Raw genomic sequence first — 25403 nt, 5'->3', positions numbered from 1 at the left:
CCATAATGTTGAGACGGCCCACCGTTTTTGCCAATGAACTGTAATTTACTGGAAAATAGGATGGGCCGGAAACAACGTTTTTCTAGCGATTATCGAATGCTACCCGCTGAGAACAGGCCATGTGGCATAACCAGACCGTCTGCTGGACCCCATACTTTGACAATGGTATCCGTATGCGTATCCAGTTTGAGTACATAACCAGATACCCAGCTTGCGATAATCAGATAACGATCATCTGCAGATGGGCTGATCGTATGCGCAACTGAATAACCCGCTGGCAGCTCGGCACCTGGCTTTAAGCGTTTCAAAAATTTAGGTTCATAACGATCGGTGATATCCCAAACAGAAATATAACCGTCTTCACCGAATGTAGGATCAATCGAATCTTCCTCGGCCAGATAGAGCTTACCGTTGGCGACTGTCAGATCTGAAGGTGAACGGAATACACCCTTGCCATTTTTATGGTTTGTATGGCTGATAATTTTCGCCGCAGTGCCCTCATGTGTATCCAACAACCACACGCTCGGTGGAATGATTTTATTCGTGGTTGACGGAGTCAATGAAGTTTTGTCAAATTGCATAGAAGCCGTCAGTGCGAACCTTTCATCCAGCCAGTAGACATAGTGTGTAAACGCAGCATGGCGCTTTTCATCACCCAGCTTAATTTGGCCCACTACCTGTAAATCTCCTGTTTCTCTGTTGGGCTCGTAGACGTCAATAAAGCTGTTGTCAAAGTAGTATCCGGTGCCGAGACCAAGCGTACCCGAATTGTTAAAGGTAACACCGTGTGTTTGTTCCGTATATCCAGGGATAGTAATCGGACTGACTGCTGCAAAAGTATTGGTTTCAAGATCGATCACGTGAATTTTATCCGCTGACCATTCAGCCACATACGCATAATTGGTGTTTGGCAACAATGTGAAACCATGCAACTGTGTGCCTCTACCGAAAATCCAGTCCGGTACGCCCTGCACATCGTTCACTTGTTCGACGAATGGCAGTGAAGGCGGTGTATTAGGCACGTCGGCTGCTGTTACAGAAGCAACCACAACATCTGCCGTACCTGCATTCCAGTCAATATGATTCACCGTGACTGCGATAACGTAAGACGAATGATCTTGAGTATTATCGGTGGTAATAAAGAAGACATCTGCGCCCGGCATGATACCTGTATGCTGTAATGGCAAGTCAGCCGGCCAGCCAGGAATGGTTGTAGGCTCGATAATGATCAGTCCGTCATTTTCATAGTTGAATAGATAGATAACGCGCGTATGGTAATCAATCGCCGTTACAACCGGTTGCAAATATTTGTTGTAAACATTTGGATATTGATTATTGGGATAATCGCTCTGAAAAAAAGCTTTACCTTGATCGTCATCGTGATCCTCATCGCCAGCACTAAGCGTACCGGCTGAAAATACTAACAAACATGCTGCCGCCAATAAAACCTTGCGGCTTGGTTTCATTACTAAATTCATTTTTTTCCTCCAGAAAATATCAAATTTTTAAAGTTTTGAAATAAAAATTTCTCAATCATTTAAGAACAGCACTGGGTTAAAGCAGTGTGTTTGATTTTCAACTCAACCCGAATAGGGTTTCATCATTCTTCAAATGCAATTTGTCCTGCAAGAAACTTCGCTTTTTCATTCTCTGAGTTTTATCTCACCTCCCTGTCTTCATCAAAATGCAACGGTTTATATTTACTATCCAGATTGTATGAACTAGGTACAAAAACATTCTAAAGATGATCTGTTACACGGTTATCTCAGTAATTTTTCAAAAAGATTAAACTTTCATGAGAGGTCATAATGAAAAGGTATTTTGTATCTATGGTATTAGTTGGTATCGTTGCATTAACGGTTACAGCATCAGCATTTGGCACAAGAATGTCGCTTGTTGGCAGGATTCAATCCGAGTACAGTCATATCGATATCGAAGGATTCTCCAGCCAGTCTACGGTCAACGATCCAACTTTTTTTTCTTCCTGGGGTTTCCGTATTTTCGAGGATTTAGGCAAAGGATTTCAGGCGGTGGCGATGATCGACTTCGGTTTCAACACCAATGGCGCAACTCAAGGTAGTCGGGAAATATTTGTCGGTATCACTAATGATTCAATCGGCACCTTAAAAATTGGCCGCACGCATTCGCCATTTGCCGATTTTGCCGGTGGTTGGACTATTGATCCTTTTGTATATACAACCTTACAAGCCGCCGGTAGCGGTGGCACCATGATTGCCAGCGCCAACGGTTTGGGTTCCGGCGCATATTCTGCAGTAAACAGCGTAATTCGTTTTACTTCCAGAGAATTCGACGGCTTCTCTTTTGCTGTTTTGTTCATGCCCGGAGACTCAGAAAAGCTTGAAGCCAATCTGGGGGGAGTGCTTGGTGGACAAGGTGGGAATATCGGCGAGACAGGCGGCGAGGATGGTGAATGGGATGTTCAAGCTGCTGCAAAATATAATTTTGACTTTCGAGATCACAGATTTCAGGTATTTGGCGGTTATTCAAGAGACAACGTTAGCACTGCTCAAAAAAGAATCACAGCTGTTAATCTAAAAACTGAGGAAGTCGGTCGAATCGGCGGACTTTGGTCGTATAAAGATTTTCAGATCCAGGGCCAGTATGAGTTCATTAATGACGCACTTGGTGCAGCAACCTGCTCGGATGCGGCCGCTTTAGGTGTTATTGGTGATATAGAGAGGCAATGTAACTCGGCAATGAATGCAGGGGGCGATGGCGAAATCTGGTATGTTGGCGGACAATACAAACTCGGAAACGCGACGTTTATCGCTCAAGGCGGCATGACCAATGCTGATCGCACACATTTCGCCCTTAAACGTAAAGCCAGGAGCTTTACAGTTGGCGGGTTGTATCGCTTTAGCAAGCGGACGAATCTTTTTGGCGGCTATCAACGTGTAAATGTCATCGATGAGAATGCGACATTAGACCGTGACCGCGATACCTGGACTGCCGGTTTGCGCCATTTGTTTTGATGCTATTCAAAACCTCTTTGCTGGGCAAGGCTGTTAAAAAATAGTTTTTTTTCAGTGATTTAATTGAAAATTAAATAAAAAATAGTAAAAGTAGCATTCAATCTTAAGAAACCCGACATTGCGGCACAAATTATGTTGCCGCCATTTTAAATGGTTTTTTTTGAAAACCATTTAAAATGGCGATCCTTAGAAAAAATTCTCGAATTTAATTTAGGGAATCATGGCAAAATCAAAGAATCGTGTTCACCGATTGCAAAACTACCATTTGCTATGGCTTCAAACTGATGAAGACGTTCTCCTGGTTTAGATAAATCAAAAACAGCAAATTAAGCAAACATTGAAAAAAAATAATGTCTTTGTATTGATATTCCTGCCAGCAAACAACGCTAATAGACTAACTGGTTGAATAGAAAGAGGTTGGTGAAACTACTTTGGAGTGTGACGGCTGGATATACATTGAGATTTACCAAACTGCAAGTAATCAACTCTACAGGAATTTTCACGTATTCCAGGGCGGCAATGAGTTTTCCAGGGATGGCCATTGTTACATTAATGATATTGGAATCATTCAAGAGTTTTAATAGACAATGGCTTGCAAAATTTAACGGTGTTTTCGTCAATTTTGAGCTGTATTTAAAAGCGTTTGAATGGCGCCGGAAAAAAAACTGGGGGAACTGGCTCAGAATCCAAAACACTTCGTCGAACATCATTCATCTCTGCCAGTATATGCTATTGTTAAGTGATACAAAACAATTGGCAGTTAAGGTGCGACAAAGTCCCTTGGTGATAACAGCAGAAAAACATCCAGCTCAAATCTAAACTGACAGACACCTAAAAATACGAGCAACTGTCAGATCAGGTCTGAGCTAGCATACTTCATTGGAACCGATATAAACGCATTGTTCATTACTTCAGGTTAGATTTAGCTTTGTCTTTGTTCGTGAACCTGCTTGCGAACTGATCAACTGAAGAGAGCGATTGAGTTCCTATTCGTGACTTCCTTGTCCTCTCCTTGACGTGTGGCATGCTGCCGGAACTTGTTGCAATCCCAACTGCATTTACCCGCAAATTGTTTTTAAGCATGATATCACTTCTTGCGAATAATGCACTGCTTGCCGTCGTTATTATAAACACCAATACCACTGCTAAAACATTACCGTATTTCATTGTATAACCCCATAATGATTAAAGATAGACTTCCATAAAAAACTACGATGTTACAAGTGCATACGATACGTAGTATTTGTGTACGTATAATTACTATTATTTTAATTTTTCATGAAGAGTTTATTTAACGACCTGATCTTTTCTCTGAGATTTCACAGCTTGGGCGAGTACGCATAGAAGCGAGTTTAAGCCTTTGGGCAGGCATCTTGGGATGTCAAGACATCATTCTCGGGCGAGCAACCCCCTCATTCTTCTGTATGTGTTTTAATTGCTATCTAAAATCTTTTAATTTACCTCTCCTTAAATCAGGTAATACATTTTATTGATTGAATTCCTGAAACACATTCGTGTATTTTTCCAGAAACCATCTCAAATCATACACAAGGTGTTTTATGCGGAATGATTAATCTCAGAAGAATGGCAATATATTGTCAATTTCTCTGCTGATTCCAATTATGGTTGTTGCAATTTGTTACAGTTTCTTCAAGAAAATGTCATTCCCGCGACATACTTCTTTCACATACTTTTCCTATCATATTTTTTACAAGCACAGATAGCTTGTATACAAGAATCATTATTAGGAGAACGTAAATGAATTTACAAAAAACTGGAAAACTAATATTTGCATCTGGATTTTTTGTTAGTGCAATTTTTCTGTCCGGTAACTCGATAGCAACTGCTGGCACGGTATACAGCCAAGCAGGCGATGTAACCAGCGACAGCGTTGTACTTTGGGGCCGCTGTAATGCTGAACAGGATGCGCTTTTGACATTTTCACTGACAACCCATAAAAATCTAATCACGGATAAAAATATAAACATTGTCAGAAAAAAATCACATCATGTTTCAGATAAGTCTGACTACACCGGCTCACTGGTTTTTAAAGGATTAAAACCCGGTAAGCAATACTATTATCAGGCTACCTGCAAACCGCTCGCACAACATACGAAAGCAACGGTTAAAGGAAAGGATAAAGGAAAAGTTAAAGGAACGCTGTCTACTTTTAAAACAGCGAGTGAGCCAGCCAAAGCCGAGTCTATTCGTTTTGTCTGGGTTGCAGACCTGGGAGGGCAGGGCTGGGGACGCAATCCTGATTTATCCATTACGCATGTGGATGGCGAATTAATCAAGGGCGGCTACGTCGTTTTTGATTCAATGTCAAAGCTAAACCCTGATTTCGCATTGTTCCAGGGCGACATGATTTATGCAGACGGGGCGATTCCAGTCAGTAAAGATATCCCGGCAGATGTGGGCGACGGTACCTGGGTTAATAACCCGGCCAAAGATTTTGTAGCCATTACATTGGATGATTTTCGCGCCAACTGGAAATATAATCTTGGTGATGCAAAAATGGCGCATTTTCTTGCCAGAACACCTGTCTATGTACAGTGGGATGACCACGAAGTATCCAACAACTGGTACCCGGGAGAAATCATGCCCGCTGGCGCACCGTATTTCGGCATTTCTGCGGATGTGCTAGCTGCGAACGCCAAACAGGCTTTGTTCGAATATAATCCCATTGACGGCACAAAATTGTATCGCAGCGTACAACATGGCAAACATATGGAGTTATTTTTGCTCGATGAGCGTAGCTTCCGTGATCCTAATCCAGACAATTACGATCCTGATGGTATTGAAATGCTCGGTCAGGAACAGCTGGCCTGGTTAAAAGATGCTTTGGTAAAATCCAAAGCCACTTGGAAAATTATTTCCACACATGACCCGCTAAGTATTGTAACTGGCGGTGTAGATGACCGGGACGCCTGGAGTCAGGATGATCCGGCTGTATTAGGGCGTGAGGTGCAGCTTGCTGAGATCCTGAAATTTATCAAGGATCATGATATCAAAAATGTTGTCTATCTCACATCCGATGTCCATTTTACTGCTGCCATCTCATACGATCCGTCACTTGCGACATTTCAAGAATTTAACCCATTCTGGGAATTCGTTATCGGACCCATCCATGCAGGTGCATTTGGCTCGGGCAACCTTGATGCAAGCTTTGGCCCACAGTATGAATATGTGCGCGCGCCCAGTACGGAAGGTATAGGACAAAATTCTCCTCCACCACATTTGCAATCCTTCGGTTTGGTCGAGATTTCTATCGATGGCGAAATGACAGTGAAACTGATCGACATTACTGGCGCTGTTTTATTTGAAAAGACAATGTTGCCGTTATAAATCAGAATAAACATCAAAAGTATCTGAAGTTAAAAAGCTCCGTTAGATAAACGGGGCTTTTTTTTCAGTCAAAAATTAAAACCAGTTTATTACAGCAATTCATTCGCCAAGTTAGCCAGATGAGAGCGCTCGCCTTTCTCCAGTCGTACATGCGCATAGATTTCGTGGCGTTTGATTTTATCTATAAGATAAGACAAACCGTTACTTTGCGAATCAAGATACGGTGTATCGATTTGGTATATATCACCGGTAAAAATGATTTTGGTATTTTCACCCGCACGCGTGATAATGGTCTTTACTTCATGTGGCGTCAGATTTTGAGCCTCATCGACAATGAAACAGACATTCGAGATACTTCTGCCACGAATATACGCAAGCGGCGTGATGGTCAGTTTCTCCTGCTCAAGTGCATCGGTTATTCTTCTGTATTCCTTTTCTTTTTCAGTGAATTGATTTTTGATGAATTTCAGGTTGTCCCAAAGCGGTTCCATATAGGGGTTGAGCTTTGACTTAATGTCTCCTGGCAAGTAGCCAATATCCTTATTGCTCAACGGGACGATAGGCCGTGCAAGATAGATTTGCTTATAGTGTTTTTTTTGATCCAATGCACCAGCCAGTGCCAGCAATGTTTTTCCTGTTCCAGCAACCCCTTGCAAAGTCACCAGTTTGATATTTGGATGTGTAATTGCATGTAACGCAAAAACCTGCTCAGCATTTTTTGGCGTAATTCTGTAGGCTGATTTCTTCTGGATACGTTCAATTCTTTGCGATTCAGGATTATAGAAAACCAAAACAGAAGCGCGGCTATTTTTTAGAATAAAATAATGATTAGCTACAGGTTCTTCGATTCCGATTTCCTCTGGCAGGCAGTAGTCATGTTCGTAAATGTTATCAATAATCGCTTTGGAAAGTCCTTCAATAACTGTACTGCCAGTATATAAAGCTTCAAGATCCTTTATTTTTCCGGTTTGAAAATCTTCTGCCATAATATTCAAGGATTTCGCCTTGAGCCGGAGATTAATATCCTTGCTCACCAGGATAATTTTTTTTCGCGGATAGGCTTCACTCAATGTAATTGCCACATTGAGAATGCGGTGATCTGCAGTGTTCTCTCCAAAAATTCTGGTAGCGTCGATAGTGTTTTCCCGTTCCTGCATAACCACCCTGAAACGGCCAAGATTTGGTTGGTCAATGGTAATCCAGTTTTGTAACGATTGGTTTAGCGACAACTTGTCAATAATACGAATAAACTCTCTGGCTTCAAAGTTTTTCGTCTCATTTCCCTTTTTAAAATAATCCAATTCTTCGAGAACCGTAATAGGTACGGCAACATCATTATCAGCAAAACTGAAAATGGCATGATGGTTGTATAGAATAACGGAAGTATCCAGTACGAATATTTTCTTCTGCTCTCTTGGCATGAGCGGATTATTGAGTCAAGTTAATTAACTGTAATCATCAATTCATTTTGATAACGCGGGGAGCTCGCATTAATCCGCAAATAAATTAATGAAGCGTATCAAGATTTAAGGTTTGGTCTTTTGTTTGTGTAAATTCATCAGCTTAGTAATGATGATAAAACCGTGCACATCATTACTAAGCTGCTAATATGAAAATATTTTTTGGTTACTATGACAGCCGATTCGTAGCGCTATTACGCCTAAGAAATCACTTTGATTAACAAAATTCTGGCATAGTACCTATTTTAGAAATCAAACGTCCATTCCTGAGTCCAGTCGTCATCGGCATCTTTGAATGCGCCGACATAATCGACGGAATCAAAGAAAGAATCGTTTACCGGAGCGCCGCCGAGTGTTAAAGCCGAACCTGAAGCGGGCAGGTAACCGTTCAACAGTGGATCTTCAAGACTGTTACCCGGTTGTGACGTGAACCAGTCAGCTGTTGTGAAGGTGGCGCCTGGGCCGTCCAAGAAATCGGTTACACAGCCATGAACAAAAGAATTGTTGATGGTCAGGTCGCCGGAGAGATTACCCGGTACACCTGCGTTCAGGAATGTAGCCTCGCCATCGATCGAAATACAGTTCTGGAAGCCGGTAATGACCGTATTCGAGATATTCGCACCGGTTCCGCGACGCAGCAGAATACCCTGCGTGCCTGCCGATCCACCGATAATTGTGAAATTCGAAAGTACGGGTTTAGCGCGCGGTTCAATGTCGTTGTTGACTTCATTGTTGTCGGCTTCAATACCACGGTCACCGTCATTGGAAGCCTGTTTGATCAGCACAAACTGCGCCTTGCCTGTATATCCGCTGCCCCAGTCGAAACAGTCATCGCCGCAATTGGTCAACACAATATATTTCATTTGCGCTGTGCCGCCAAAAAATTCGACGCCATCATCGAGCCCTTGATGCACATGGATGAATTCAAGCACGGTACCGGCGCCAACGCCATTGAGCGTCAGGCCATTGAGCTCTTCATTCGGACGAACGGCAAAGCCAGCAAACAGGATCTGGGTATATTTGACCAGTCCGCTGTTGTCGTTGGGATTGTTGCCGCCAAAGGATTCGGAAGTAACCGCTTCAAACGGTACTTCGCAAGGGTTCACGCCTGCATTACAGCCGTTGACCGGCGCATTGCCGGCGATCACCAGGCCGCCCCACTCGCCAGCCGCCTGTTGCGACGCTCCGCTCATGACAATCGGATTATCCGGTGTGCCTTCCGCCATGATTTTCGAGCCGCGCCTGATCCACAGAAAATCCGCACCCTGCTGGCCGAATATCTTCGTGCCGGGATTAATCGTCAGCGTAGCGCTGTTGGTTTTGTCACCACCAATAAATACACCGCCGGAAACTATCCACTGGATATTTTTCGTCAGCGTGATGTCCTGGTTATACTCGCCGCTCAAAATACAAGACCCTTCAACAGGACCCTGTGTTGCAAAACTCGGACAACCCTGGAAACTGTTGCTGACCAGTTGTTCAACCGAAAAACGGTTTGTTCCAGGTATCAATTTGAGTTTCGCATAAAATTCATTCGCACCCACCGTAACTGACGGAACATGCAATGCTGTCGTCGCCAAATCTAAAACTACGCGTTCCTGCCCCTTGACCGCAGAGATCGGATTAGCCGAAATCAATTTCAAAGCATTGCCGTCAATTTGCAACTGTGCTCTATAAAACGATGAAGTAGCGCCATTTAATACTTCAACAACGGGCATATCAACGACGCCCGTTGAAGGATTGAATGAGGCCGACGCCGCAAAACCGTTTGTGGCAGATATGCCAAGCATAAATGCCGAAATTACCGCGAGCCCTGTATGTTTGTTTTTTAACCTTACCATTTTTATCTCCAAGTTAATTATTTATGAAACTTTTGGCAAGGCAAATTTACCAATCTAATATGACATTCTTGTTACATCATAATGTTTGATTTATATGTCCCATATCTGTGCAAGACCCGTATATTAAAGAGAAAAATTATGCCGATCACACTCAATCACACCATAATTCCAACACATGAAAAAGAAAAAACCGCCCGGTTTTATGTTCGCATATTTGGCTTTGAATATATCGGACCGTTCGCGTCATTCATTGTTGTACGTGTCAATGATTCGTTATGCCTTGATTTCGCCAACAGAGAACAGTTCGAGTCACATCACTATGCGTTCAAGGTCACGGAACAAGAATTCGATCAAATCTTTACGCGTATCAAGGCGGAAAATGTCAAGTACGGCAGTGGACCCTACGACCCCGAAAATATGGACATCAATCACAACTACGGTGGCAGAGGCGTTTATTTCCGCGATGAGAACGGTCATTTGCTCGAAATGCTGACAGCGGATTATGAAATAAAATGACCACCGGCCGGGTACCGCAAACTGTACGGTCGAAGCAAGTTCGAGTCCGATGATTTATTTTTATGGATCGACTTTGACTTTGATAATATATGAGGGGTTGCACTCAATGCGTGAACTGTTTCTGCCGGGGCTATTTCAGGAGCAACGCAAAGGATTCGCCGATTGAGAACAGCCCCCGGCTGATTAATAACTAATAGATATGAGGAGAAACCGTATTGAACCAATACTTTCAAAGCGATGCGCTGGGCAAGCTGATTTTGCGGCTTACCGTAGGTATTTTAATGTTATTTCATGGGGTTCATAAACTATTCAACCCCGGTTCGCTCGATTTTATCAGCAAACAGCTTGTTGGCATCGATTTGCCCCAGGAACTGGCATACGGTGTCTATCTCGGAGAAATTATTGCGCCGTTGTTGATTATTTTTGGCGTGTTTGCACGGTTCGGCGGCTTGCTTGTTTTTGGCAATATGATATTCGCAATCGTGCTGGCACACAGTAGTCAACTGTTTGCACTTACAGATCATGGCGGACTTGCGCTGGAACTGCAAATATTTTTCTTGCTTACCGGGTTGGCGGTTTTCTTTCTTGGCAGTGGCAGATTTGCAGTCAAGCCGGACTAATGCACTTTCCATATCCTGCCATGATTCATTTCGTTATCTTTGCGCAGTATGCAAATGTTATGCGCACTGTTACAATAATTGCCAGTAACACTTCATCTGAAACGTAATTGCCATGATTCGATTTATTCTCACAACAGCGTTTTTCCTGGTCATTGCCCTGTTAAGCTACAACTACTTTTTTGGCACTGCGCAAGAAAAGGAGCAGGCGCAAGAAATATTCAGTAAAGGCGCCGAAGTTGTCGGAGCAGGCGCCGATCTTTTGAAGTCTGAATATCAAAAATATCAGGAAGGCAAATATGACGAAGCGCTCGATAACGTCGGTCACCTCTTGAACAAACTCAAGGACCAAGGCGGTGAATTACTTGAAGACATTGAAAGCTGGAAACAAAGAAAAAGCGAATGGGACCAAAAGAATAATGAGCTGCAACAATTGCTCGACGCCGACCCGGATTCCGTAGACAAAGATGCCGTCAAAAATGCTATTGCTGAACTGGAGAAAGAGAGAAAGATACTGGAAAGCGAAGGAAACCGACTAAAAGAACAGGCAGATAATCGTTAAAAACTGTCGTTCAGTTTGCTTTTACCTTCACTTTCCGGTGAATCTAGGTCTAAAGTAAAGCTTTACGTTTTATTGGATTATAAACTGCCATCGAGCAATATAACACTGCCAATGAAGGCTGCGGCTTCTTCGCTGCCGGCATATCGCCCGTAAGTCATTCGCGCGTGATTTCACTGTTTTCGAGCCGTAATTGCTGCTGATTCAGTTCGGCTTCGGTGGCGGCTCTGCCGAGCGCCTGGCTGTAGAGTGCCTGAATATAATCCGCATCGTTCATTCCATTTAGGTCTGCGTTGCTTTGAAACCAGTCGAGTATGATCTTGGGGTTGACGTGATCTGCGATGGCTTTGTGTCCAAGCTGCCATTCGTCAATGGTGGCATCGCGGTCAAAGAAAGTCTGCAACAATCGGCCGAGTATGCCTTCTATCTGATTGTGTGCAAGCAAAACATTCTCGCCGCTGTCAAAAGCGATCATTTCCACATTTCTGAGACTGCGCATGGCGCCGTCCTCAAGCCGCGTAATCTCAACGCTATTATTGATCTGTTCAAGATCAACATCCTCGCGACCGCCATGCATTTTGAGCACATCGTGTCCGCCACCACCGTCCACATTCAGCGCCAGTCCCAACGGCAGATAACCTTGATTGTCACTGTTGCCGCCAGTCAGGTAGCGCACATTATCCAGGCGTAAAATATCGGTGTAAATAGCGGAGTAAAAATGTACCACCGAAGCGTACAAGATTTTGCGAATATCGCGGAATAAAAGTGTGCCAGTCTGATGCCTGTAAGCTGATGCGTTTAGCACCAAGTGAAAGGCGAAAGGATGTATTCAGTGGAACTATATGTAAAAATACGACGGGCGGTGATGGTTGAAGGCAAAAGTGAGCGAGAAGTCGCGTTATTTTGGTATTCACCGCGAGACTGTTAAGAAGATGTGTCAATATGCGGTACCGCCAGGTTACCGGCGAAGAGCTCTCCTGCTTCACCAAAGCTAGCCGCTTTCACTGGCATTATAGATGCCATTCTTGAAGCTGATAAAACAGTTCATTCCAAACAACGTCATACGGCAACCCGGATATTGGAGCGATTGCGCGATGAACATGGATTCACTGGCGGCTATACCATTGTGCGTAATTATGTTTATAAAGATACAACGAAAACCGGTTACTTTCGAAAGCCGGTTCGAATTGTATTCCCCGGCAAACGGTGCAATAAAACGGGGGTTTGAGGCAACAGCACCTGTTATGCCCGCTACACCCGGTTAATCCTTCTCCAATGGATATCCCGCGTCGTGCCACGCCCTGATACCGCCATCCATGGATATCACATTGCTATACCCCATTTGCTGCAACGCGTCAGCGGCCAGAGCAGAGCGGTAACCGCCACCACAATACAATACAATAGGTGCCTGCTTGTCGGGTATCACCGATTCAATATCGCGTTCAATAATTCCCTTGCCCAGATGGCGGGCGCCTGCGGCATGATCGGCCTGGTATTCGTGATCCTCACGCACGTCGATGAAATGAAATGATTCCCCCTTTTTCATACGGGCCTGTACATCGGCCGCAGTGCATTCTTTGACACGCTGCTTCGCATCGTCCACCAACTTCAAGAAACCTGAATTATGCTGCATTATTCCTCCGTCAGATTGGGCCGCCAGTATCTACATTTGAAACTGTTATGCATTGTGACCGGCTACATATGTTGTGTAAATATATCGTAAATTCATTCACCAAAAAAATTTTATTTCAAGCGCAAAACCCGCCCAGTCAATGAATATGACAGCCCGTGCGATTACTCTGTAGCAGTCTGTACTTGATTCGCTACGTGACGATTGTCATTTATCAACGCACTGATATCCGCTATCCAGCTTGTCAACTTGTCAAGCGCATGTTGCCGCTGTTCGGGCGTGGTGCTGTTGTGCAGGCGCGCGATAAAACCGCAGGTGTATTCGGACAGTCTGAGCTGATAGGCACGGTAATCCGCGTCGTCGGAACGATGGGTATGCGCAACCAGTTGGCGCAACTCGGCAGCCGCCTCATCAAACGGGGCGGATTCGGTGGCGATCCGTTGCAGGGTGGATAATGTCACCTGCTGGCGTCGCTGGCGCTCAAGCAACCATGCATCAGGCGCGAACGGAGAAGCTTTGATTCCGGTAATGATCAGCGCCCGTTGTTTTTTGTCTATCCTGCCATACAGATTCTCGATGCGCTTGACGGTTCGTTTGACCGATGCATTCAACCGGTCTTCAGCATCGGGTTGCAGGTATTTGCGGCGCAGTTTGTCGTTGCTTTTCTGGTATTGTTTTTCCAGATAGCGCCACTGCGCTTCGCCGAGACGCAACGCCACCGGCGTTCCCAGTTGAACGGCATGATCGAAAGCCGGTGCGATGATTTCCTGTAATTCATCCGACCAGCGGCACGCTTGTTCCGGGGTGATCCGGCCATCGATGCCGCTGCGCACGGCGGTCAGCCACTCTGCGTATGCAGGGAGTTGTTCACTGCGGTGCCAATCGAACCATGCCTGAATCGCCTGCTTTGCATGCGGCTTTTGTTCACGGTCAAAGTCGACATAGCCGTCGAGCCACCACCACGCCAGATGCGGGCCGTTGTTATAGCCCAGCTGCGCGATGCTGCACCCGCCCATAAGCAAAGACAGGCCGGCTATTACCATTACCGCAAGCGATTTAAATTTCAAGCGATACACCTCATTTGTTAACTGTATATTGACTTTGTGGCATTGAATCGGCACCCGATCACATGAGCACGCCATCTTCGGGTTCCAATGGTGCAGGAACCGAATCCTCTCCCAGCTGCTGCCTTAAATCGATTTCGATATTCCGGCAAATCGCCGACATTGGCACATCTTCCAGTTTACCTTCAAACGGCGCTTCGGTCCGGTTGCCGATACGTTCGGTGATGGTAAAAATCGTAGCCAGCGTCACGTAAATCGGAAATGCGCCCCAGCCAAGATGCTGGACAAGCCCGTAAGGCAGCAGCAGCACAAAAATCCAGACAAAGGATTTGGTAAAAAACCCGTATTGCCGTGGCAGCGGCGTAGTTTTTATCCGTTCACACCGTCCCTGCGCGGAAAAAAATGTTTTAACGGATTCCATCAGGCCGAACACATAAGCCTGGTCCTTGATCCATCCGGCGCTGTATAACTCGCTTAAGCGCAGCGATTGCTGATGGTTTAACTGCGTCGCTTTATTTGCCGCCCGGCCCAGCACCTGGAATTCGGCATCCGGTAGCAACGGCTTCAATTCGTCCCAGGTTTTCTCCTGTCGCAACTGCAAGCGCAGCGCATTCAAAAAAGCCAGTTGCCGGTAAACGAGTTCTCTGTGGATTGCTGCAGCGGCTGCCTGGGACTCGTGATCCCTTCCTTTGGGATGCTGAACGTAATTGATGATCTGGGACGCAAAATTCCGCGCGGCATTGGTTAAATCGCCCCACACAATCCGGGCCTCCCAGAACCGGTTATACGCCTCGTTATTGCGAAACCCCAGCATGATTGCGACAGCAATTCCAAAGACGCTGATTTCGGTATCAGGAAAGGTCAGATGCGCAAAAAAGCCGTATGCGTGCATAACGCAGACAAGATAACCATAGGCCAGAAAAAACAGCATATTCCACCCGTCAATTTTGAGTATCCATTTGAGGCGAACTGTTTTGCGTACAATCATGACTCCATCCTTGCTTAGTTCCTGTTTAGTCTCTGTTTATTCCTTGTTAATCGTCTGTATACTGCCTTTTGCATCGTCACTGCCCCGAACAACCGGCTCCAGATCGGGCTGAGCCCATTCTTGAACGGCGCAATGCCGGTTTATTCCGGAAATACTCGTGGCGCCCCATCCAGTTTCCGGACGTCTGCGCAATCAACCTCTGAAATTTCCAGATTATAGTGTTTGGCGTTGTGCATACCCGAATCGAGAATAATCCTAAACAGGTTATAGCGTATGACAAAAGCCGCAAAAAGCAAAGCGAATTGAAATAACCCAGCTTTCTGGCAATTTGCCATTAATACAATCCGGGTTCGATTCCGCTGGGTGGACGAATTTCAGATTAAAGACGGAACAGCATGGTAGGACACCGAAATGGCTGCTAACATGTGCGTTTTTATCGCTACCTGTCCTTCTCCGTAACACAGTTCCATGAAACGTTTCAGAATAATCAGCGACAATCTTGCCCTGCTCACCGTGCTCTCGGCGGTTGCCGCGTATTTTCTGCCCGGCGTCTTTTTGAATTTTGAGCATATTTTTCTCTGGCTGTTTGCTGCCACTATGTTTTCACTCGGTATCGTGCTGAAACCGGGCGAACTCCAGCAAATCCGCCAGCAACCCAGGCAGGTCGGTCTGGGCGTGTTGACGCAGTATAGCGTGATGCCGTTGTTGGGCGCGATTGCCGCCTACGGCAGCGGACTGCCCGGCGAAACCGCGCTCGGACTGATTATTGTCGCCTGCGCGCCCGGCGCGATGGCCAGCAATGTCGTGGTGTATCTGGCTGGCGGCGCGCTGGCGTATTCGATTGCGCTGACCACTGTTTCCACGTTGCTCTCGCCGCTGTTGACCCCGGCGCTGGTCGAATGGATCGGCGGCGCGTTACTGCCCATTCCATTCTGGCCGATGACGCAAACGATACTGCTGATCGTTGTTTTACCGATTATCCTCGGCATGTTGGTGAAACGCGTTCTGGGAGGAAAAACACAAGTCGTCACCGAAATCGCCCCGGCCATCGCAGTACTGTCGATTGTCATTATCTGCAGTTACGCGGTTGCCGCCAATCAGGAGCGGATTGCTGACGTTGGCTTGTACCTGTTTCTGATCGTGGTTGTCGTCAACCTGCTCGGCTACCTTGCCGGCTGGCATCTGGCGCGGCTTTACGGCTTCGAAAAAAAACTGCAAATCGCCCTGTCGATCGAAATCGGCATGCAGAATGCGGGGCTGGGCGTCGCACTTGCGCTGAAGCACTTCGCACCGGAAACCGCCTTGCCCGGCGCACTTTTTGCCGTCTGGTGCATTCTAACGGCTGCTGGAATGACGACCTACCTGAGAAAGCACAGGGCATAAACGGTTCAGCCGGATGCGTTTGTGTGCCTGAATGATTGCAATCTTCTAAGAGACTCAAGCGGCGTTGCAAGCATCATTCATGCTGGTAATACTAAAAACTCATTCTCACGCCGAGGTTAAACTGCCGACCTCTGCGGAACTGTCGTGTAAGTTCACCGCCTTGCAGGATCAACACATCGTCATCAAGCAGGTTCTGCATGTTCAGGCGCACAGACAGCCATTTATTGATCGACTGGTTATAGACGAAGTCGAGCTGATGAAACGGCTGCTGATATTTATCCGGCGCGCCGAGCAGGCCGGCGGAGACGATGTGTTTGCTGGTGACGTTGTAGAGCAGGGTCATTTGAGATTTCCAGGCGGGATTTTCGTAACCGATCTGGAAGTTGAAGATTTGCGCGGAATGACCCTGTAACTGACGGTTATTGGTGGTCTGCGCACCGAGATTTTCGGCATTCAGTTTGACATTGGAGCTCGACCAGGTGTAGTTGCCGCCGGCATAGAAATTCTCCAGCCACGGATGGATAAACCCAAGCCCTTTGAGCATTTCGACTTCAAATCCGTATACCCGCGCCTTGTCGGCGTTCTGATACGTCTGCAGGCCTGCGGTGCCGGGCAATGTGACCAGTTCGATCGGTTGTGTCAGGTCTTTCCAGAAGAAGCTCGCCATCAGGTTTTCATTGGGCGACAGATAATATTCCCAGCGCACATCGTAATTGGTAATGGCGGTTTGTTTCAGGTCAGGATTGCCGGTTGTTTCCTGGTTGGTGTTCAGATCGGTAAACGGCGCCGGCGACAGTTCCCTGAAATCGGGGCGCGAGAGCGTCTGGCTGAAACCCGCGCGCAGTTGCTGCTTGTCGGAAATATACATTGTACTGGTTACCGAAGGCAGCATGTCGGTGCGGTTGATGGTGCTGATGACCGACTGGTTGCTGTTGGCGACGTTCTGGAAGGTCTCGACAAACTGATCGTTGTTTTCCCACCGAACCCCGCCGGTGACATTGAAACGGTCGTAGAGCGTGTAATCCATTTTTCCGTAGTAGGACAACAGCTTCTGCGTTGCGTTGTAACTGTCGGTGGGGCGCGTGGTTTCGCGTAACTGGAAACCGTCGGTACCAATATTGGACGGCTTCAGGATCGATTCCAGCGATGACTGGGCCAGGATCGCCTGTTCAGAGCCAAGCGGTCCGACCGGGAAGAATGCAAAACGCTGGATGCGTGAATTGCGCGCTTTATCCTGCGTGATGAAACCGCCATGCAACGCCATTTTGTGGGCGGGCGTGAATTCCAGCGGCAGTTTGACGTCCATACGCCAGCTTTCATCCTTGTCGGTCAGGGTGGCATACGTCGTCTGGTTGCTGTCCGCGCGGCGCGATAACGCAAAACTGCCGTCCACCATTTCATCGAACCGGTAGTCGCGCAACTTGGGCTGATCCCGGTTGGCGGTCGCATTGGTGTACAGCCAGTTCACCGAGAGATCTTTCGCCCAGTTGAACTGATGATTGCCGCCGACCTGCTGCGTAAATAACTGGTTGGAAAGAAACCACAGTTTGGTGCGGCGGATATCGGTCACTTCGGCGTCGGTAAATCCCTGAGCAATCCGCGCTTCATCGACGGCCTGGCGTAAAAACATGGTGCGCGTGAATATGCGGTGATTGTCCTTGTATTCGATATCCGCCGCCAGATAACCGTTGAGCTCCATGGACTGCAGCGAGCGCCGGGTATCGAAATCCTGAATCATGCGCAGCTCATCGCTGCCGGTGGTTGGCGTGTATTCACGGTTGATTTCATTTTGTTTCCTGAATTGCTGATTCCAGCCGCCCGCAGCGATAAACCCCGCCCTGAAATCCCCCCTATTGAATACATTGCCCATCGCCACATCCAGCCCTCTGTCCGGCCCCACGGGTTTCTCGGTCACGTCCCAGACACCGGACAGATCTTCGCCAAAGGCTTCAATTTCCTGGGCAGTAAACCCATTCGGGTTAAACAGTGTCTGCGGCTGGATGGTGCCGCCATTGGCAGTCGCGGCAGCCAGTGAACCCGGTAAATCACGCGCGCCATCGTCAAAACTCAGAAAGTCAAGCCCGCCGCCTTTATAGGACAGGCCGTCGGCAAAGGTGGCTCTGTCATTGAACCCCGTGCTCGCACTGATATTAAAGAAGAATTCATCCGGTATGCCCCGCGTGCGCATTTCCAGCGTACCGCCCGCAAATTCACCGGGCCGGTCGGCTGAATAGGTCTTTTGCACCATTACGTTATCCAGGAAGTTGGTCGGAAAGAGATCGAGCGGCACGACGCGGCGGGTCGGATCCGGACTCGGTACCGCAGCACCGTTCACCAGCGTGGAAGAATAACGTTCGCCAAGACCGCGGATAAAAACAAACTGTCCGCCGATCAGTGTTAAACCGGAAGCCCTTCTGAGCGCACTTGCCACATCCGAATCGCCGCTACGGGTGAACTGTTCGGCGCCCAGCACGGTTGTCACTTCCGTCGATGTTTTTTGTTCCTCGATAACTGAGGCCAGTGTGCCCGCCAGATGCGGTTCCAGCACCACATATTCGGCGAGTTCCACGCCTGCCGGTGTCAGGCTGAATGCGAGCTCGGTTGTCTCGTCCCTGGTAATTTCCACCGCATCCTGTGTCTGGCTGCTGAATGCCGGGTGCAATAATGAAACACTGTAGCTGCCAACCGGGATTTCTGCCTGAAGCAGGCCTTCATCATTTGTCCTGAATTGCTGCTGCAAACCGCTGACAAATACCTGTACATCCTTGACCGGCCGGTTGGTTTCAATTGAAATCACTTTTACACTCATCAAACCGTCGCCTTCAACCACCGGCTTTTCCGCCATGGCGTCAGCGCCGGCCATGGTGCCGGTAACCGAACTTTCGATATTCAATTGCGGTTCGCGGCCATCGGGATAAAACGTCAACAGGATTTGTACGTTTTCAGCCGGCCGCAACGGCAGGTCGAATTCAAACGACTGCCCGCCGGTATTCAGTTTCATATGGTAGCTGCCGGGCGGCAGCTTTGCCGCAACACTGCCGCTGTCGCCGGTTTTAACGGTTGCGCCGCCATTGCCGCGCCAGTCGATAACGGCAGGCAGATCCGATTCGGGCAACAGCCCTGATTGACCGTCGTCCACGCTGAGTATGGTCAGTTCCGCATCGGCGATCGGCAATCCTTCCTGAAACAGATAAATCGAGAATTCAGCCAGCTCCGCTTTGCCGGATTCTCCCCAGGCAGACGCACTGATCAGCATGACCATCAATGAAATAGCCAGATGGTATAAAATTATCAGGAATTTGTTCATAACGCGGGGCTGACCGGACAGAATGCTGGATTTGATTTGACTGTTATAAACACTTCCACGGTTCTTCTTTACACATTTGCATCAACCGGCGCAGCTCAATACCTTTTCTGAAGAGTTCGGGTTCGGTCAAATGTTCCAGGTGTTTATGCGCTTGTGGAAAACGGTTGCTGGAGAAATAGGCATACGCCAACGCGTAACGTACATGCTGGTCTTCCAGCAGTCCCGTGCGGTACAGGCTGGATTCCATGTTGGCGGCGCGCTCGTACTGCTTGAGCGCCAGCAGAATAGACAAGCGTTGCTTGAACTTGACCGATTGATCCCGCACGCCTTCATTCAGCGTCAGGGCCTTATGAAAGCGGTTTGCACGGCGGTAAACTTCTGCGGCTTCCGACAGCAGCTCCGGATTCAGTAATGCCGCCTGTTCAAGAATGAACGCCGCCGAATTGAGCTGTCCCTGATCAAGATACGTGTGTGCGAGCAGTTTCGCAACCATTTCGTTATTCGGGAATTGCAATCGGGCAATTTCAAGTATCGCCAGCGCTTCCTGGTACTGCCTGCTCAGCCGCAGCGCATTGCCTATGGCGATATAATCTTCTGCGGCGGCTTTCGATTGCGCCAGGTATCGCCTGCCCAGTTGAGCCGCTTCATGAAACAGCTCAAGCTCGACAAAATAAAACACCTGGCGTCTGAGAAAGCTGTAATCCTGGGGATACAAGCGTTGCCCTTCAATGAGTGTATTGATGGCGGCATCGGGTTTTTCCAGATGCCAGTAGGCCTGTGCTTTTAATACGATCAGGTCGGCTCTGCTGGCATGCTCGCCGGATTTGCCTATCGCCTGGATTGTGTGTTGGTATTCCTTGAGCGCATAGTGCGCCTGCGCCAGATAAACAAAAATAACGGTTTCCGTTTGTCCGTTTTGAATGGCCCGCTGCAAACTGTCTTTGGCCGCAATGAAATCGTTCAGATTCAAATACGCCAGGCCCTGCAGCGTATAAAACCGCGCCAAATCGGTTTTTTCATCTTCGAGATCGACACTCTGCAAGGCGAGCAAGGCACGGTCGCTGTGACCGTCCCGGAGCATCACCGCTGCCAGTTCCAGAAAATCGCTCGACTGTGTCCGGTTTTCATCTGCCCAGACTATGCCGTTCAACATCCCCAGCAAGACAACCATGCTGAACAGGGTTAGGCATCGGATTCTCAGAAACATAAGGCGCCTACAGCTTGATAGTCTGAATACTCAATCCGATCACGACAAATCAAAACGAATCCGCTGCTTTGCCCACACCCTGACGACATCACCCTGATATTTTGCCGGTTCAAACTGCCACGAACGGATACCCTGTAATGCCGCTGCGTCAAATACCCCGGACGGGCTGGACTCGAGCACCTGAACCTGGTCTACCGAGCCTTTCTCGCTGACCAGTATCGATAAAACCACATACCCTCTGATACCGTTCTTTTTGGCCGACGGTGGGTACCTGAAGCTGCCTTGCGAAACCGCTCTTGGCGGCACATCGACCAGATCAGCGGTCATGACGGCATTGCCCGTATTGCCGATGAGCGAATCGTCGAGTTCACCAATCTGCCCGGCGTTCAACCCCAGCAGTCCAAGATCGATTCCCGAAAGTGCGGTATCAAGACCGGTAAAAGGCGCTGGCGCCTGAGATGGGGTGATGCGTCTTGGCGGCTCCACTTTTTTGATTTCTTTCTTGGGTTCTTCCTGAATTTGTTTGACCATGGCGATTTCGGTGACTTCCTGCACCGGCGTCTTGTCAACTTTGCCGATAAACTGATTCATCGCCAGAATCAGGCTAAAAACCAGCACCGGGCCAATGAGCATTGATACGATCGCAGCCCGGTGTTTACTGTTAAATTTAGAATGCTGTGTTGTTGTCATTGTCGTTGTCGTTATTGCCTGCATGATTGGTTACCCCGCTTCTTTCTTGGTTGCCACACCCACACTTTCCGCGCCCGACAAGCGCGCCTGATCGACTACTTCAACCAGTTTGCCCGCCGGAACACCTTCGTCTGTCACCACCAGAACCACTTTGCTGGTCGATGTGCTTAATAGATCACGTAATTTGCTTTGTATCAGCCACATGCGCACCGGTTCGCCATCGAGATAGGTGTCGCCATGCTGATCGACAAAAAGGCGAATCGCCTTGCTCGAAGCCGCTACCGCGCTACTCGCCTTGGGCCGTTCGAGTTCGAGTTTCATATCCTTGACAAATGTTGTCGTCACCATAAAAAAGATCAGCAGGATAAAAACGATATCGATCATCGGACCAATATCGATGGTTGCGTCGGTTTCTATCGGATCGTCGTGATATTGCATGGTAAAAATCCTGTTTGATTAATGGTTTAATGGCTGCGCCAGTGGTGCTGAGTGCACGCACAGCAGCTCTCTGATCTGTAATAATTCACGTTCGATTTTCTGCTGTTTTTTATGCAGCATGCTGTGAAAGAGCATGCCCGGAATGGCAACAGCCAGGCCTGTCTGGGTCGATATCAGCGCCTGCGATATGCCGCCTGCAATACCGCCAGACTGGGTAAACAGGGACATCGATCCCAATGAGTCGAAGGTTTCGATCATGCCGGTTACCGTGCCCAACAGTCCGAGCAGCGGCGATATGATGACGATTGTTTTGGTCATCACCGAGAATTTCCGGATTTCCTTCAAATAGCCATAAAAAAACTCGTCCAGATAACGCCGCAGGCTTTTGACATTGCGCTTTCTCAGTAACACGCCTTGTTGAACGGCCTGCTCAACGATGCTGCAGGGTGTTTGATTGCTGTTCCGGCTGTATACATCCAATATGTCGTAAAGCGTCATGGATCGTTTCGATTTCAGCGCCCAATAGCGGTAACCCAGTCCGTACCAGAGCAGCAGGGCGCATAAAAACAGCGGCGGCATGACGAAGCCGCCAGCAGCGAACAATTCCTGAACCAGCAGAAGATAGTCATGAACGTTTACAGACATGTCACTGTTTCCTAGACTGCCGGATTACCCACTGCCGGCGTCACAGGGTTTGGCGTAAACGTTTTATCATTGTCTTGCGGCGGCTCCGGTTCCGATACCGGTCTGCCCAGAAAGGCATTGGTCACTCTGAGCGCCGAGTGCTCCATATCCCGTTTGATATTCCTCGCCCATGCCGATAAAACCGAACCCACCAGCAGCGCCGGAATAGCCACAATCAAACCCAGTTTGGTCGTCACCAGCGCTATCGATATACCGCCGGACAGTAACTTGGGATCGCCGGTGCCGAACTCGGTGATAACATCAAAGGTGGCGATCATGCCGGTCACGGTGCCAAGCAGACCCAGCAACGGGGAAACCGAGGCAATCACTAAAATGGCGGAACCGAAACGGTCCAGCGCGCCGGATTCACGTAAAATCGCCTCATGCACGACGCTTTCCATGTGATCGCGGTCGTCTTTGAGATGACGCAGTGTGTTGGATAAAACGCGTGCTATGGCGGAAGAATCGGTTTCACAGCTTTTTTTCGCGCCTTCCAGATCGCCGTCTATGACCTGTTGTATCACCTGATCGGAAATCTGCTGCGTATTCGCGCTGTTTGATCGCAGCAGATAAATCCGCACAAATACCAGCAACACCACCAGTCCACCGAGACCCACGATGACCCAGCCGATGATGCCGCCTGAGTTGATGATTTCAAGCACGGTTTTTTCCGCCATTTCATCGATGGCTTGTGTGCGTGACTCGAATATAAACAGTTGCAGCGTCTTGGGCTGTTGGTTTTTACTGAGTGCGATCGCGCTGTCGGCGCCGGGTTCACGCCAGATTTTGAAATGATTGTCGCCCGCCGGAACCAGTATGCCGCTGCCATCAGCGCTTATGCCATAGGCGGCAATATTGCCCAACCGGATAATGCTGCCCTGGGTCTGCTGACCGCTTTCAAGAAAAAATTCACCTGGCGCGGCCTGGATTGCGCTGAGCTTGCGCAGTATCGACAACCCCTGGCTAAAGATTTGCGCCACTTTTTTAACGTCATTGCCTGCCGTTTCCATCAATGACGCAGGCAACTCGATGTCATGGTTTTTTAGCGTAACGCTTGCCTGTGCATAGGTGATCTCCAGCGCATCGCTGCGCTCCAATGCCGCCGCTTCGCTACGTTCCGCCTCAATCAGCTGCGCATTGAGTTGGTCAATTTTGGCGGATCGCTCGACTGAACCGCGCTCCAATACACTGATTCGTTGATTCAGGGTACGGTCTTCGCCTTGAGTACTCGATTTGTACTGCCTTAAACGTTCCGTCAGTTCCCTTTTTTGCGCCGCCAGAAATGCATATTCGCGTTTGTACGCGGTTTCCAGATCTATTTTTTGTTGTGCCGGCGATGACTGCTGCGCATTTGCGCCGTTCGCAGGTTCTGCCGCAGGTGCGGGCGCTGCAACCGGTTCGGACGCCACACTGACAGATTCTTCGGCATGCGCCGAAACGGAAACACCGGCAAATAGAATTACAATTGCCAGAATCGATAACGGGGATAAAAACTTGTTCATTTTTTATTGGCTGAGTGGATTGGGTAATTCAAAATAGCCCTGGCGGATTTGCTTTTTGAGTGCATCAAACAACTTTGCAATACGCTGTATGTCGCCAGTAGCACTTGCCGCCTCAAATTTCCACGCACCGTTTTCGGATTTTCTGGCCATTCCCGCCCTGTTGTCACGCGTCTGGAAAAACAAAAATACCGTGCCGAGCTTTGCCACGTCAGCCAGCACTTTCTCTCCATCCAGCGAAATGGTTTGTTGATAAAGACCGTTTTCCTTGCTCAGGCGTATTTCATCTTCAATCAATGCCCATGCCTGATTGACTGCCTTATTGGGATCAACGAGTTGATTGGTGAGATTGTCTTCGAGTGTTTTAATCGCTTTGATCCGGTCTTCGATTTTGAACGGAAATCCGGTGAGAACATAGTGCTTGTAAGCGGCCAGCACCTTAAGCAAAATCGGTTTTAACTGCTCGCCGGATTGCTCGGCCTGCAGTGAGGCTTCCGATAATTTCGCAAGCGAATGCTCCAGTTTCTCGATCGCCGTGTTTTGCCTGCGTTCCTCAACACTTAAATCCGCCAGTTGCGACGACAACGAGGTAATCCTGCTGGCATGTTTTTCTTTTTCCAGATCCAGTTCAGTCTGCAAGGCTTCAACTTCACCGCGGATTTTTGCCAGCGACTGCGCCAGATTCTCCAGACTCGACGCTTTCGCAATTGCCACAGGTATAAACCATGCCGCCAATAACAAAACCAACATCCGGATAAAAGATATCCACGAATATTTCAACATAAATTCATTCATTTAAACTCAGTAACTTATAAATCGCTTAACGCCAGACAGATCAAACCTCAGTTACATCCAGTCTGCTGGCTATTCATGCTCGAATCCTACTGAGTGAATGTTGCAGTTTTATGACAACGATATGAATTTTTCGATGAAAAATGGAATTTTTATGCGCTGCTAGTGAGAATTCCGTAACCTGAATCAACAGGCGCGTAGACAATTTCTATCGAGGTAGATACGGACAGTGATAAATGAATGGTTCTGGTTGTTTCATTTGAATATTTTGACTAATCGTAAAACCTCTGGCTTTACTGCTTCACATATTGTCACAATACTGTCATCTAGTTTTTATAGTATTTCTAGACTTGAGTGTTTAGTTGTTGATTTGTTGACAATTGCACT

21 protein-coding genes and 2 pseudogenes are annotated in these 25403 nt (G+C 47.8%); 8 read left to right on the top strand and 15 right to left on the bottom strand.

Annotation, left to right across the window (positions count from 1 at the left end; all coding sequences use genetic code 11):
• Positions 1-89: 89 nt before the first annotated feature.
• Complete coding sequence (locus MRK00_04120) at positions 90-1478, bottom strand: hypothetical protein (protein MDR4516558.1); 1389 nt, start codon at positions 1476-1478, stop codon at positions 90-92.
• Positions 1479-1808: 330 nt separating this feature from the next.
• On the opposite strand from MRK00_04120, the gene MRK00_04115 reads away from it, so the two are divergent.
• The 3 genes and pseudogenes from MRK00_04115 (at position 1809) to MRK00_04105 (ending at position 6341) form a co-directional block, all read left to right on the top strand.
• Positions 1809-2993, top strand: coding sequence for a porin (locus MRK00_04115; protein ID MDR4516557.1), 1185 nt, complete (start codon positions 1809-1811; stop codon positions 2991-2993).
• A gap of 488 nt (positions 2994-3481) precedes the next feature.
• Positions 3482-3656 (top strand): annotated as a pseudogene (locus tag MRK00_04110) (IS1595 family transposase).
• Positions 3657-4751: 1095 nt separating this feature from the next.
• A complete protein-coding gene (locus MRK00_04105) occupies positions 4752-6341 on the top strand; it encodes an alkaline phosphatase D family protein (GenBank protein MDR4516556.1) in 1590 nt (529 codons plus the stop codon).
• An 89-nt stretch (positions 6342-6430) separates the two neighbouring features.
• Here the strand turns inward: MRK00_04105 and MRK00_04100 are convergent, their stop codons facing one another.
• Together MRK00_04100 and MRK00_04095 are read right to left on the bottom strand one after the other, a co-directional pair.
• A complete protein-coding gene (locus MRK00_04100) occupies positions 6431-7762 on the bottom strand; it encodes a PhoH family protein (GenBank protein ID MDR4516555.1) in 1332 nt (443 codons plus the stop codon).
• Positions 7763-8046: 284 nt separating this feature from the next.
• Positions 8047-9642, bottom strand: a complete 1596-nt coding sequence (locus MRK00_04095; GenBank protein MDR4516554.1) for a hypothetical protein — start codon at positions 9640-9642, stop codon at positions 8047-8049.
• A 138-nt stretch (positions 9643-9780) separates the two neighbouring features.
• Here MRK00_04095 and MRK00_04090 point away from each other — a divergent pair, with 138 nt between their 5' ends.
• From MRK00_04090 to MRK00_04080, 3 genes are all read left to right on the top strand, one after another.
• On the top strand, positions 9781-10158 hold the full coding sequence (locus MRK00_04090) for a VOC family protein (protein MDR4516553.1): 378 nt from the start codon (positions 9781-9783) through the stop codon (positions 10156-10158).
• 215 nt (positions 10159-10373) lie between these two features.
• Positions 10374-10778 (top strand): DoxX family protein, encoded by a 405-nt coding sequence (locus tag MRK00_04085; GenBank protein ID MDR4516552.1) that lies wholly within the window; start codon positions 10374-10376, stop codon positions 10776-10778.
• A gap of 112 nt (positions 10779-10890) precedes the next feature.
• Entirely contained in the window at positions 10891-11337 is a 447-nt protein-coding gene (locus MRK00_04080) for a hypothetical protein (protein MDR4516551.1), read from the top strand.
• Positions 11338-11491: 154 nt separating this feature from the next.
• On the opposite strand, the gene MRK00_04075 is transcribed toward MRK00_04080, so the two are convergent.
• Positions 11492-12061: a hypothetical protein gene (locus MRK00_04075; GenBank protein MDR4516550.1), complete on the bottom strand. Its 570-nt coding sequence runs from the start codon at positions 12059-12061 to the stop codon at positions 11492-11494.
• A gap of 96 nt (positions 12062-12157) precedes the next feature.
• Here MRK00_04075 and MRK00_04070 point away from each other — a divergent pair.
• Positions 12158-12475, top strand: a pseudogene (locus tag MRK00_04070) (IS21 family transposase).
• Between the two features lie 120 nt (positions 12476-12595).
• Here MRK00_04070 and MRK00_04065 read toward each other — a convergent pair.
• From MRK00_04065 to MRK00_04050, 4 genes are all read right to left on the bottom strand, one after another.
• A complete protein-coding gene (locus MRK00_04065) occupies positions 12596-12967 on the bottom strand; it encodes a sulfurtransferase (protein ID MDR4516549.1) in 372 nt (123 codons plus the stop codon).
• Between the two features lie 161 nt (positions 12968-13128).
• On the bottom strand, positions 13129-14031 hold the full coding sequence (locus MRK00_04060) for a DUF6279 family lipoprotein (GenBank protein ID MDR4516548.1): 903 nt from the start codon (positions 14029-14031) through the stop codon (positions 13129-13131).
• Positions 14032-14089: 58 nt separating this feature from the next.
• Positions 14090-15016, bottom strand: a complete 927-nt coding sequence (locus tag MRK00_04055) for a hypothetical protein (protein MDR4516547.1) — start codon at positions 15014-15016, stop codon at positions 14090-14092.
• 36 nt (positions 15017-15052) lie between these two features.
• A complete protein-coding gene (locus tag MRK00_04050; protein MDR4516546.1) occupies positions 15053-15208 on the bottom strand; it encodes a hypothetical protein in 156 nt (51 codons plus the stop codon).
• 276 nt (positions 15209-15484) lie between these two features.
• Here MRK00_04050 and MRK00_04045 point away from each other — a divergent pair, with 276 nt between their 5' ends.
• Positions 15485-16399, top strand: coding sequence for a bile acid:sodium symporter family protein (locus MRK00_04045; protein MDR4516545.1), 915 nt, complete (start codon positions 15485-15487; stop codon positions 16397-16399).
• 91 nt (positions 16400-16490) lie between these two features.
• Here MRK00_04045 and MRK00_04040 read toward each other — a convergent pair whose 3' ends face one another.
• The 7 genes from MRK00_04040 to MRK00_04010 are packed head-to-tail and all read right to left on the bottom strand — an operon-like array spanning position 16491 to position 25019.
• Positions 16491-19706 (bottom strand): TonB-dependent receptor, encoded by a 3216-nt coding sequence (locus MRK00_04040; protein MDR4516544.1) that lies wholly within the window; start codon positions 19704-19706, stop codon positions 16491-16493.
• A gap of 43 nt (positions 19707-19749) precedes the next feature.
• Positions 19750-20913: a tetratricopeptide repeat protein gene (locus MRK00_04035; protein ID MDR4516543.1), complete on the bottom strand. Its 1164-nt coding sequence runs from the start codon at positions 20911-20913 to the stop codon at positions 19750-19752.
• 39 nt (positions 20914-20952) lie between these two features.
• Positions 20953-21603 carry an energy transducer TonB gene (locus MRK00_04030; protein ID MDR4516542.1) on the bottom strand — a complete coding sequence of 217 codons (651 nt, stop codon included), beginning with the start codon at positions 21601-21603 and terminating at the stop codon, positions 20953-20955.
• A 30-nt stretch (positions 21604-21633) separates the two neighbouring features.
• Positions 21634-22041 carry a biopolymer transporter ExbD gene (locus MRK00_04025; GenBank protein MDR4516541.1) on the bottom strand — a complete coding sequence of 136 codons (408 nt, stop codon included), beginning with the start codon at positions 22039-22041 and terminating at the stop codon, positions 21634-21636.
• 18 nt (positions 22042-22059) lie between these two features.
• On the bottom strand, positions 22060-22686 hold the full coding sequence (locus tag MRK00_04020) for a MotA/TolQ/ExbB proton channel family protein (GenBank protein ID MDR4516540.1): 627 nt from the start codon (positions 22684-22686) through the stop codon (positions 22060-22062).
• Positions 22687-22697: 11 nt separating this feature from the next.
• Positions 22698-24227 (bottom strand): MotA/TolQ/ExbB proton channel family protein, encoded by a 1530-nt coding sequence (locus tag MRK00_04015; GenBank protein ID MDR4516539.1) that lies wholly within the window; start codon positions 24225-24227, stop codon positions 22698-22700.
• A gap of 3 nt (positions 24228-24230) precedes the next feature.
• A complete protein-coding gene (locus MRK00_04010) occupies positions 24231-25019 on the bottom strand; it encodes a DUF3450 domain-containing protein (GenBank protein MDR4516538.1) in 789 nt (262 codons plus the stop codon).
• Positions 25020-25403: the final 384 nt, after the last annotated feature.

The sequence above is a fragment of the Nitrosomonas sp. genome (assembly GCA_031316255.1).
GTDB lineage: Bacteria > Pseudomonadota > Gammaproteobacteria > Burkholderiales > Nitrosomonadaceae > Nitrosomonas.
Note: the sequence above shows the minus strand (reverse complement) of the source record. Positions and strands in the feature narration are given on the sequence as shown.